Genomic DNA, 10,665 nt, shown 5'->3' with positions numbered 1-10,665 from the left:
GTCGATAGGCGGGGGGATCCCCCCTTAATCCCCCCTTGATAAGGGGGGTGTCGATAGGCGGGGGGATCCCCCCTTAATCCCCCCTTGATAAGGGGGGTGTCGATAGGCGGGGGGATCCCCCCTTAATCCCCCCTTAATAAGGGGGGTAGCTGACAATTTTTAACACCTATCTAACACACCTAAAATTGTTAATTAACGCATGGTGACGAATTCCTCGGCAGCACTGGGATGAATGCCGACAGTGGCATCAAAATCGGCTTTTGTCGCCCCCATTTTTACGGCAATGGCTACTCCTTGAATAATTTCGGCGGCGTGATCTCCCACCATGTGCGCCCCGAGAATTTTACCACTTTCCTGATGAACAACTAATTTCATCAAAGTTTTGTCCTCTCGGCCTGGTAAAACATTGTAACCAGGGCGGAATTTAGACCGATAAACTTTAATTCCCGTGTCACCATATAGGTTTTTTGCTTGCAATTCTGTTAATCCCACCGTCGCCGCTTCAGGAGTAGAAAATACGGCCGAAGGAACATTTTCATAACTCATTAACCGGGGTTTATTACCAAAGACTGTATCGGCAAAAGCTCGCCCCTCATTAATCGCCACGGGGGTTAAATTAATTTTATCGGTACAATCGCCCACGGCATAGATATTATCTTCACTGGTTTGGCTATACTCGTTGACGACAATTGCCCGATTTTTTACCTCGACATTGACATTCTCTAAGCCCAATTTTTCCAGCTTAGGAATTCTTCCAGTAGCGGCTAATCCTAGGGCATCAACAAAGAGCATTTCTGAGGTTTCTTTCCCCTGAATATGTACTTTTAAACCCTCGGCAGTTTTCTCGATCGAAGTGGGGAAAGTTTCGGGCATAATTTTAATTCCCTGACGGATCATTTCCCCTTGAATCTCATCGCGGATATCCTCATCAAACCCTCTTAAAATCTTGTCTTTACGGATTAACTGCACCACTTCTGTCCCTAATCCGTGCATAATACCGGCAAATTCTACCCCAATATATCCCGCCCCTAAAACTATAATTCTTTTTGGTTGTTCCGGCAGTTGAAACATGGCATCAGAAACTACCGTATGTTCGATCCCCGGAATATCAGGTTTAACGGGATGTCCCCCCACGGCAATTAAAATTTTATCGGCAGTAATTTTCTGATCTCCCACCTCTAGGGTATGGGTATCAAGAAACTTGGCATAATTAGGAAAAATCGTCACTTGAGAATTATCCAGCATCTTTTGATAAATGCCATTTAAACGAATAGTTTCCTGATTAACGGCGCTAATTAATTTTTGCCAATTTAACTGACTCTCTACTGGACTCCACCCGTAACCTTCCGCATCCTTAAATAGTTGCGGAAAACGACTAGAATAAACCATTAATTTTTTGGGAATACAACCGCGATTAACACAGGTTCCTCCTAAACGATCGTATTCTGCCAATCCCACTTTTGCCCCGTATTCGGCCGCCCGTCTAGCGGTGGCAATACCCCCAGAACCACCACCAATCACGAATAGATCAAAATCATAACTCATAAAAATATCCTCGCGAATAAATAGAAATTTGACGGAATCAAAAAACTTTCAGGGCAAAAAGGGGAACGAATATCTCGGATCAATCCCTAACTGAATCTATCGAGTAACTAGCACAATATAGTCACTAATGCTGCTAAATTAGAGTCAATTTATTTACTAAGTAGCTGGTTATAATTAAATTAAAAATGGATTTTAGGTTCGATCCCCCCTGCCCCCCTTGATAAGGGGGGTGCCGATAGGCGGGGGGATCCCCCTTAATAAGGGGGGCATCTGATAATTTTTAACGCCTACCTACTGCCAAGATTTAATTCTATGCTAACACGCTGCTCAAAATTATCTTTTCTCTTGGGGACCTGTTCCCTATTTCTCTGGGTAAACCATCCCCTCACCCTCGCAACCCCCATCAGTCAAGACAATTCCCCCCCTTCCCAGTTTATCTGTCCCGCAGACTTAGCCACCGAGATTGATCGCATTTTGGCCCGACCCGATTATCAAGGCGCTTATTGGGGAATTTTCGTAAAATCCCTTAATTCTCAGGAAAATCTCTATAGTCTCCACGAAAATAACTTTTTTACTCCCGCTTCTACTGCGAAATTATTAACCACTGCCGCCGCTTTTAGCAAATTTAACCGCGATTATCGTCTGAAAACTCCCATTTTAGCCCAAGGCAACCCCCCCGATGTAGAGACTTTAACCTTAGTCGGGAGGGGAGATGCAACCATAACCACAGAAAAGCTAGAAAAATTAGCAGAAAAGTTAAAAGCAAGGGGAATTAACTCAATTTCTCGCTTAATTGTCGTTGCTAGTCCTTTTGTCGTCTCCGATAGTCAAAAAACCTGGGAATGGGAAGATGTCTTTTTTGACTATGCTGTACCCGCTTCTAGCTTGGTTTTAAACGAAAATTCCGTCACTTTAAAGCTTTTACCGCGACAATTGGGGCAAAGCTTAGATTTACAATGGTCTGATCCCATTGCCGCTAAACAATGGCTAATTGAGAATCAAACCAGCACCGCAGGGCAAGGAAGCCCGAATACTCTGGCAATTAAGGGCAATTTAGCCAATAATCGCCTAATTATCACTGGTTCTCTGGCTATTGATAGTCAAGATGATTTTAATTTAGCTATTCCCCAACCCTCGGAATATTTCCTGGCTCGCTGGCGTAATATCCTTGAAAAAGCGGGAATTACCGTTAAAAACGCAGAAATTAGTTCACAGATTCTCGGCCATGAGATCACCAATTTAGAATCAGAACCTCTAGCATATTTGGTGGAAAAAGTCAATAAAAATAGCGATAATTTACTAGCGGAAACCCTACTACAAATGCTCGGCGGTGTCTCGGGATTACAAGAAACTTTAACAAAACTGGGAATTAACAGCGATAGTTATAAAATCGGCGATGGTTCGGGGCTATCACGACAAAACCTGATTAAACCTAAGACTTTAGGGCAAATTTTACAACTAATGGCAGAAAACCCTGATTATCGTCGTTCTTTAGCCATTGGCGGCATTGATGGCACTTTAACCAATAGATTTCGCCAGACTCCCCTAGAAGGACGATTACAGGCAAAAACCGGGACTTTAACCGGAGTTGTCGCCCTCGCCGGTTATCTAGAAACCGCCGACAATCAACCCCTAATCTTTAGCATAACCGTCAATAACAGCGATCAACCCGCCACTACTCTCAGAAACGGCATCGATGAGGTGATTTTGCTCCTAGGACAGTTAAAACGCTGTTAATCTTTAGGAGATAGGGAGATAGGGAGATAGGGATTTAGGGAAATTTCAGCTAAATTCCCCACTCCCCAATTCATAATTCATAATTCATAATTCCCACTTCCCCAACCCGCAACTAATTCGATCGACCGACCAATTTAATCACAGAAGCTTGTATACTTTTGTAAAAATTGCTTCTAGCTGACCTGTAGATTAATCGAGGGAGTTATTGATATATGTATATAGTTCAGGTTGCCTCTGAGTGCGCCCCGGTGATTAAAGCTGGGGGATTGGGGGATGTGGTATATGGATTGAGTCGAGAATTGGAAATTCGCGGTCATTGCGTGGAGCTAATCCTACCCATGTATGATTGTATGCGCTACGACCAAATTTGGGGCTTACACGAGGCTTATCGCGATCTGTGGGTGCCTTGGTACGATGGGGCAATTCACTGTAACGTTTTTTGTGGTTGGGTACACGGGCGCTTGTGTTTCTTTATTCAACCCAATTCGGGGGATAATTTCTTTAATCGCGGCACTTACTACGGCTGTAAAGACGATAATATGCGTTTTGCCTTCTTCTCTAAAGCCGCTTTAGAATTTTTGCTCAGAAGTAATAAACGTCCCGATATAATTCATTGTCACGACTGGCAAACCGGTTTAATTCCGCCCTTACTGTTTGAAATTTATAAATATCATGGTATGGGCAATCAGCGCGTTCTTTACACCATCCATAACTTTAAACACCAAGGATTTGGAGGTGCAGAAATTCTCTGGGCAACAGGATTAAATAACGATTCTTACTACTTTAGCTATGCCCGACTGCGCGACAACTTCAATCCTTTTGTGATTAATTTTATGAAAGGTGGCATCGTTTTTGCCAACTATTTCAATACCGTCTCGCCCCACCATGCTTGGGAAGCACACCACACTGATGTTAGTTACGGTTTAGGTCATACAATTCACCAGCATCAACACAAATTTACTGGTATTCTCAACGGTTTAGATTACAATATCTGGAACCCGGAAGTAGATAAATTTATTGCTGCACCCTACGGTGTTGATAGCTTCTCCGAGAAGGCACGCAATAAGAAGGCACTGCGAGAAAGACTCTGGTTAAGAGATGAGGCAGAAAAGCCCTTAATTTGTTATGTCGGTCGTTTAGATGACCAAAAAGGCGTACATTTAGTTCACCATGCTATGTATTATGCCTTAGCTCGCGGGGCGCAATTTGTCCTCTTAGGTTCCGCCACCGAATCGTTAATTAATAACTGGTTCTGGCATGAGAAAAATCACCTAAATAATAACCCTGATGTCCATATTGAATTGGGCTTTAATGAGGAATTATCTCACCTGATTTATGCGGGGGCCGATATGATTGTGGTTCCCAGTAATTTTGAACCCTGCGGACTGACACAAGTAATCAGCTTAAAATACGGAACCGTTCCCATCGTCCGGGGAGTTGGTGGTTTAGTTAATACGGTTTTTGATCGCGATTATGATACCTATCACAAACCAGAAGAACGCAATGGTTTTGTCTTTTTTGATCCCGATAATAATGCCCTCGAATCAGCCATGTCCCGGGCATTGGAATTGTGGTACACTCAGCCGGAAGAATTCCAAAAATTAGCGATTCAAGGTATGGAATGCGATTACTCTTGGAATGGTCCCGGGGAAGAATACGTTGCCCTCTATGAAATGATTCGCCACAAATAAACTGCATCTTGTCCCTAGCAATTCCCTGGCAATTATCAACAGAAATTCGAGGAATAGATTTGTTGAAATTACTGGGGAATTGCTTTAGTTCTGACCGATTCCTAACCCCACCAACAAACTTTTTTAATAAACCCTACTTAGTAGAGCAGAAATGTTAACTTTGCTTGGTATTCTTGGGTGAGGGTATGACTAACCCCCAAAATCTGAAATATGGCTAACATGGCTTTTCTTGCCCCATCCTGACGATATTTTCTACTTTCTCCCACCACGCTGATCAGTTTATCTAAAGCGGCGGCATAATCTTCTTTTAAGGCGGAATTAATCCCAGTAAAAAATATCGAATCGAGGGGATTATTTTCTAGTTTTAACTGTTGAAATTCTAGGAGAGTTTTCCAACCTTTGATCGGGGGATTTTCTTCTTTAATAGCACTAATTAATCGGTAGGCATCTGACCATTTTTCTAGACGCATGAGAAATTTTACCGCCATAATAATTAATCGCGGTTCGTCGGGATATTTGGGAAAAAGACGATCAAATAATTGTTTAGCTGCGGGCAAATTATCGAGGGCGATCGCTTCTTTGATTTCTGCTAATCCTGTTTCTAATTCCGATTGTAAATCGAGACGGGAAAATAAGTCTCTAATTTGTTCTTCTGGCAAAGCACCGACAAAACAGGGTAACACTTCTCCCTTGCTGACAATTCGCACATCTGGAACTCCTTCTACATCGTATTGTTCGGCTAATTCGGGACTTTTATCTATATCTATTTTTGCCAGGATAAAATTATATTCACTTGCCAGTTTTTCCAGCATCGGTTTTACCAATTTACAGGGTCCACACCACAGGGCATAAAAGTCTAAAATCACTGTATTTAGATAGGACTTCTCGATCACTTCACTGTCAAAATTTGTCCCATCTACATCGATAGAATATCCCATCTATTTCTCCTCTAATAAATTATTTTTCAGCTAGTTTTGTCTCACTTATCTCTTTTACCCAAAGGGCTAATCCTCCCCCTCGTCCCCGGGCTGCTATCATTGTTTCTGTGATCAGAAAATAGGCAAAAAATGCCTGTTTTTTGATACTTTCCTGATAAAAATTCGCTTCACTTACCTGGCCATTTCTAATAAAACCAGAATAGAGAGAGCGATTAAATAGGGTTAGGTTGAGCCTGGTGAAATCAAAGGCGAGAAGACGGGTTTTAGGAAAAAACTTAACCGGACCGCTTACGGATAGTTTTACTGCCCCTAAAACTATCTGATTGCTGACGCTTCCAGAGATAAATTCTCCCGGTTCTAAACTCTCATTTCTTTGGTAAGAGATGGTAATTTTTAACCAGGATGGTAGATAGCGACCCTTACCCAAAACAATCCCCGCTCTCTTTTTCGCTTTTTGAGTTCCCGTGATAAAGTATAATCGCCAAGTACCGACTAAAGCCTCAAAAGTAAGATTTTCTTTAGTTTTTTTATTGTTTTTTTCTTTGCTTAAGAGAAATTCCAGCAATTGAGAGACAGGGGGGCGATTATTGTCCTCAAGTATTAGGGGTGAGTCGAGATTTATAACCATGATTTGAGACAGTGCCAAGATATTTTAACTGAAGCTACCGAACTCGAAAAAGCGAGCGATAAACTGGTTGACCCTTATTATAAGTGGACTTTTCCCTCTCCGTCGGTACGGGGAAAATATTTTCCGCTAACCAGGGGGTTTGATGTTGCCGAACAAAATGGGGATGTGCTTGAAATCTCTCGGTCATTTCCAGGGCGATCGATTCCACATCCGACTGTAAAAAAACCCAGCCCCCAGCTACCATATACTTAGCCAAAGCTATTACTAATTCTGGCTGCACAACCCGACGCTTACTGTGACGCTGTTTAAACCAAGGATCGGGAAATTGAATCGACACCCAAAATAACTTATCTGCGGGCAAAGATTGCAGTAAAATTTCTGGGGCAACATTCATATTGCCAAAAACAAAAGCGAGATTACTTAATCCTAACCTTTCCCGTTCCTGATTGGCTTCAATTACCAAAGGTTGACGAATTTCAATCCCCAAAAAATTAATTTCTGGCTCTACTTGGGCCATTTGTAACAAAAATTTACCCCGCGCACAACCAATGTCAAGATGGAGAGGTTGCGTCATATCCTGATAAACTTGATTCCAATCGGGGGGAGCGATCGGATGGCGATATTTATGACTTAAGGGATTGACGTGCTGACGAACGCGAACTTTAGCCAAAGATATTTTCTCCTCTATTTCTCCTCGATCGATCTAGTTTACCGATATTTAGCCCAATTGAATGCGATGAATTTCCGTTTCGCCATTCTCAGCGATCCTCATATCGCTTTACCCACAACCATTTTAAACCATTCTAATCGCTTTCATCTGGTGGAAGTGAGTATTCCCGCTTTAAAAATTGTTTTAGACCATCTCATCACCCTTAACCTCGATTTTCTGCTGATTGCTGGCGATTTAACCCAAGATGGTGAACCAGAAAATCATCGTTGGTTAGCCGATTGTTTAGCCACTTTACCCTTCCCCGTCTATGTGGTGCCGGGTAATCATGATGTTTTGAGTTTAACCGCAACAGAAAACCAGATCGGTTTAGGAGATTTTCCCTTTTATTATCAACAATTTGGTTACAGCGATCCAGAACAAATATACTACCAAAAAGAAATTTTACCCGGAGTGCAATTAATCGGTCTTAATTCTAATCAATTCGATGATCAAGGTAAACAAATTGGCAGTTTAGATGCAGAACAATTGCATTGGTTAAAACAGATTTTACCAGCGCTAAAAAACGATCTGGTTATGGTGATGATCCATCATAACGTTATCGAGCATTTACCCGGACAAAGCAATCATGAATTAGGTAAACGCTATATGTTGGCTAATGCGGTAGAACTGCTCGATATACTAGAGGAAAACGGCGTAAAATTGTTGATTACTGGCCATCTCCATGTGCAGGATCTGGCTTTTGCCAGAGGTATCTATGAAATTACCACCGGTTCTCTCGTCAGTTATCCCCATCCCTACCGGGTGCTAGAATATTCCGAAAACACGGTTGAATTAGCCATAGAATCCTTTCATCTGCAAAATATACCCGGATGGGAGAATTTACCCGCTATTTCTCGGCAATGGTTAGGCGATCGCTCTTATCCTTTTATGATGCGTTTGTTAACCTGCCATCCCCTCAATCTTCCCATGAGTCTAGCGGAGGAATTAGCCCCGAAATTACGAAATTTTTGGGCAGATGTGGCCAAAGGTGACACAATCTTCGATTTTAGCGATTTTCCGCCCCTAGCACGCCGTTATTTTTACACTTTCAGTGCCATCGATCCCCTCGGTAATCCTCATTTTATCGACAATCAAGCTGTAATTAGGGTTTGCTGAAAAAGCTTTTCCTAGGGGCAGGGTGTGGGGTGTGGGGTGTGGGGTGTGGGGTTTTACCGATTTTCAGGTGGTCAATTACCTAATTTTCAGGGAAAAAGTCCAGGAATTTTCCCCCTAATCACTCCAAAGGTCGGCACTTTTTGAGGGAAAACAAGTCTAAAAGTCTTATACAACAAGGTTTTTAGATTTATTCAGCAAGCCGTAATTAGTTTCAAGCATCAGTTCAGTTATCGGCGATCAAACTTGCTGGTAGAGTTCAGAGAATAGCTGCAACAAATAATTAACTATAGCTTATAGTTATGGTACGCGGCCGCTATCTTGGCAGAAAATGTCAAAAAAAATCAATGGAAGCAATTAAAAAGGAATTGAAAAAAATCGGTTCTCTTGCCCTGTTTTTTTTCTTGGCTTTCGGTTATATTCTTCTGATCATGAAATTATTTCTGGAAGAGTATTCGATTACTACCTACGTTTTGGGTAAAGCGATCTTAGGGGCGATCATTGCCGCAAAAACCGTGGTCATTCTCGACGTGGCCCTGAAGCTAGAATGGTTAGAAAATCGCCCCCGTTACCTTAGCGTTCTGTATCGAACCTTTGTTTATACCCTAGCAGCACTGATTCTCGGCTCGATCGAGGGTTTTCTGGAAGCTTATCGGGGAACGCGGGTAATTTCGCAGGCAATGGCCAAATTTTGGCAAAGGGAAAGTTTCTCTCAAATCCTTGCGGTTACTCTCTGTCTAGCAGTGGTTTTTTGTCTCCACAATCTCTGGCAAGAAATCGATCGCTATTGGGGTAAAGGCACATTGAGAAAATTTTTTCTCGGTCGCTCCTAGAGTAGAGCAGTTATCTTAATGGTGAAGTTTTCCTTTTGGGGAGTCGGGAGATAGGATTTAGAGAGATGGGGATTTAGGGAAATTTCAGCTAAATTCCCCACTACCCCCACACCCCACGAAAAACTTTTTCAGCAAACCCCACTTAAGAAGTATGTACGATCGCCCTATCTTTCCAGGGCAACCGCTGCTAGGATAAAATACGGGTGAAAAATTGCTAATCCAAGGAGTACAGACGTGATTGAACCTTTAGTGCTAGGGATTGTCCTAGGCTTAATTCCCATTACCCTAGCGGGTTTGTTCGTTGCCGCCTACTTACAGTACAAACGGGGCAATCAATTCGGCTTAGACTAAATCTATCACGCCAATCCCCCGAATTGAGACAATCTCCCGTCAAGCTAGGCACTAGACGGGAGATTTTTCAATAGGACAAATTTGCCGCTTAACAGATTGTGGCTGCCGGCGTTGCCATCCCTGCAAAACTCATCTGTCTTATGGGGAGAGCGCTCGCCTGAAACCAAAGGCTAGACGGCTGTTAAACTAGGAAAACGAATGACGGTTTCCGTATATTCGGGAACCCATCCGGCGGTACTGGTGAAGTAACGTACTGCTTTAACTCGTTTACTGGCAGTGAGGTGAAACCAGTGTTCGCTATGGGCGGGAACATTGATATATTCTTGAGGTTGAATAGTTAATTCCCCCTGAGAACCATCGGGAAAGACAAAGCCAAAAACCCCCTCCCCATCAATGATATAACGCACCTCATCGTCAGCGTGGGTGTGACAGCGCTCGAATTTGGCCAGTAAAGTGTCGAGATTGGGAATTTCAGGGTGTAAAACGATTAAATCTCTAGCTTGATAACCCGCTTCTTGCTTTAGTTGCTCAAAATAACCGTCTAAGCTGGTTAAAACTATTTCTTTTTCTTCGTCAGTGAGAGAAGCTTGCTTAAGTAGCTGACAAGTGGCTTCGTTTTCGATCGGCCAATAGTTTAAAGTAACATTTAATTTGGCCAATTCCAGACTAATATCGGCTAACTGGGTATAGGTTGTCCCATTCTCTAAGCGTAGTATCGCCATTAGTGATCATCCTCAAGATTACTTTTTCTATTTTAAAGTTTTCCAGAGGCAAGCCGCTCGATTTTTTGCCCCTCGATCCCTTGCCAGTTCCTAGGATTTTCTGCTCAAAAATGCTATTATGGCCTATATATGGGGAATTAGCTCAGTTGGTAGAGCGCTGCGATCGCACCGCAGAGGTCAGGGATTCGAGTTCCCTATTCTCCATTTGCCAGAGATATTAACCGCTTTTTAAGGTTCAAGAAAGATTATGAACCGGCGTCAACTTCCCAAAAAGGTGTTACTTTTATTTCTGGGGAGAATAGCAGAGGATTACTGACAGAAAAGCTAAAAGACTTAACTTGTGGTGGTAATTTTCCTTGAAAAAATGCCATTAATTCCTGATCATTTCTTGGTAGGTG

General features: G+C 42.5%; 10 protein-coding genes and 1 tRNA gene. 6 read left to right on the top strand and 5 right to left on the bottom strand.

The annotated features are described in order from the left end of the window. Positions 1–192: 192 nt before the first annotated feature. On the bottom strand, positions 193–1,545 hold the full coding sequence (gorA, locus tag IM450_RS07865) for a glutathione-disulfide reductase (RefSeq protein ID WP_287666643.1): 1,353 nt from the start codon (positions 1,543–1,545) through the stop codon (positions 193–195). 312 nt (positions 1,546–1,857) lie between these two features. Here gorA and dacB point away from each other — a divergent pair, with 312 nt between their 5' ends. Together dacB and glgA are read left to right on the top strand one after the other, a co-directional pair. Further along, positions 1,858–3,282, top strand: a complete 1,425-nt coding sequence (gene dacB / locus IM450_RS07860) for a D-alanyl-D-alanine carboxypeptidase/D-alanyl-D-alanine endopeptidase (RefSeq protein WP_002801520.1) — start codon at positions 1,858–1,860, stop codon at positions 3,280–3,282. A 212-nt stretch (positions 3,283–3,494) separates the two neighbouring features. Further along, entirely contained in the window at positions 3,495–4,973 is a 1,479-nt protein-coding gene (gene glgA / locus IM450_RS07855; RefSeq protein WP_287666646.1) for a glycogen synthase GlgA, read from the top strand. Positions 4,974–5,110: 137 nt separating this feature from the next. Here the strand turns inward: glgA and IM450_RS07850 are convergent, their stop codons facing one another. The 3 genes from IM450_RS07850 to trmB are packed head-to-tail and all read right to left on the bottom strand — an operon-like array spanning position 5,111 to position 7,209. Then, entirely contained in the window at positions 5,111–5,911 is an 801-nt protein-coding gene (locus IM450_RS07850; RefSeq protein ID WP_287666649.1) for a tetratricopeptide repeat protein, read from the bottom strand. A 19-nt stretch (positions 5,912–5,930) separates the two neighbouring features. Continuing rightward, a complete protein-coding gene (locus IM450_RS07845) occupies positions 5,931–6,539 on the bottom strand; it encodes a hypothetical protein (protein ID WP_287108432.1) in 609 nt (202 codons plus the stop codon). 34 nt (positions 6,540–6,573) lie between these two features. Then, on the bottom strand, positions 6,574–7,209 hold the full coding sequence (gene trmB / locus IM450_RS07840) for a tRNA (guanosine(46)-N7)-methyltransferase TrmB (protein ID WP_002801525.1): 636 nt from the start codon (positions 7,207–7,209) through the stop codon (positions 6,574–6,576). A gap of 66 nt (positions 7,210–7,275) precedes the next feature. Here trmB and IM450_RS07835 point away from each other — a divergent pair, with 66 nt between their 5' ends. The 3 genes from IM450_RS07835 (at position 7,276) to petG (ending at position 9,545) form a co-directional block, all read left to right on the top strand. Further along, positions 7,276–8,364, top strand: a complete 1,089-nt coding sequence (locus IM450_RS07835) for a metallophosphoesterase family protein (protein ID WP_287666658.1) — start codon at positions 7,276–7,278, stop codon at positions 8,362–8,364. A 344-nt stretch (positions 8,365–8,708) separates the two neighbouring features. After that, positions 8,709–9,194, top strand: a complete 486-nt coding sequence (locus tag IM450_RS07830; protein ID WP_287666661.1) for a hypothetical protein — start codon at positions 8,709–8,711, stop codon at positions 9,192–9,194. Between the two features lie 234 nt (positions 9,195–9,428). Beyond that, the gene (petG, locus tag IM450_RS07825) at positions 9,429–9,545 is read left to right on the top strand and encodes a cytochrome b6-f complex subunit V (protein ID WP_002738052.1); all 117 of its coding nucleotides are present in this window, start codon (positions 9,429–9,431) and stop codon (positions 9,543–9,545) included. A 170-nt stretch (positions 9,546–9,715) separates the two neighbouring features. On the opposite strand, the gene IM450_RS07820 is transcribed toward petG, so the two are convergent. Continuing rightward, on the bottom strand, positions 9,716–10,267 hold the full coding sequence (locus IM450_RS07820) for a 1,2-dihydroxy-3-keto-5-methylthiopentene dioxygenase (protein ID WP_002801528.1): 552 nt from the start codon (positions 10,265–10,267) through the stop codon (positions 9,716–9,718). Between the two features lie 131 nt (positions 10,268–10,398). Here IM450_RS07820 and IM450_RS07815 point away from each other — a divergent pair. Beyond that, positions 10,399–10,471 (top strand) — tRNA-Ala (locus tag IM450_RS07815). Positions 10,472–10,665: the final 194 nt, after the last annotated feature.

Origin of the sequence: Microcystis sp. M083S1 (assembly GCF_020246405.1) — a bacterium.
GTDB classification, from domain to species: domain Bacteria; phylum Cyanobacteriota; class Cyanobacteriia; order Cyanobacteriales; family Microcystaceae; genus Microcystis; species Microcystis aeruginosa_C.
The sequence above is the reverse complement of the archived record's forward strand: the minus strand, read 5'-3'. Positions and strand labels throughout refer to the sequence as shown.

Excerpts from the sequence above, each read along its gene's own strand:
- gorA (WP_287666643.1), bottom strand. The coding sequence starts at position 1,545 with ATGAGTTATGATTTTGATCTATTCGTGATTGGTGGTGGTTCTGGGGGT.
- IM450_RS07835 (WP_287666658.1), top strand. The coding sequence starts at position 7,276 with ATGAATTTCCGTTTCGCCATTCTCAGCGATCCTCATATCGCTTTACCC.
- IM450_RS07830 (WP_287666661.1), top strand. The coding sequence starts at position 8,709 with ATGGAAGCAATTAAAAAGGAATTGAAAAAAATCGGTTCTCTTGCCCTG.
- dacB (WP_002801520.1), top strand. The coding sequence starts at position 1,858 with ATGCTAACACGCTGCTCAAAATTATCTTTTCTCTTGGGGACCTGTTCC.
- IM450_RS07845 (WP_287108432.1), bottom strand. The coding sequence starts at position 6,539 with ATGGTTATAAATCTCGACTCACCCCTAATACTTGAGGACAATAATCGC.
- IM450_RS07850 (WP_287666649.1), bottom strand. The coding sequence starts at position 5,911 with ATGGGATATTCTATCGATGTAGATGGGACAAATTTTGACAGTGAAGTG.
- IM450_RS07820 (WP_002801528.1), bottom strand. The coding sequence starts at position 10,267 with ATGGCGATACTACGCTTAGAGAATGGGACAACCTATACCCAGTTAGCC.
- glgA (WP_287666646.1), top strand. The coding sequence starts at position 3,495 with ATGTATATAGTTCAGGTTGCCTCTGAGTGCGCCCCGGTGATTAAAGCT.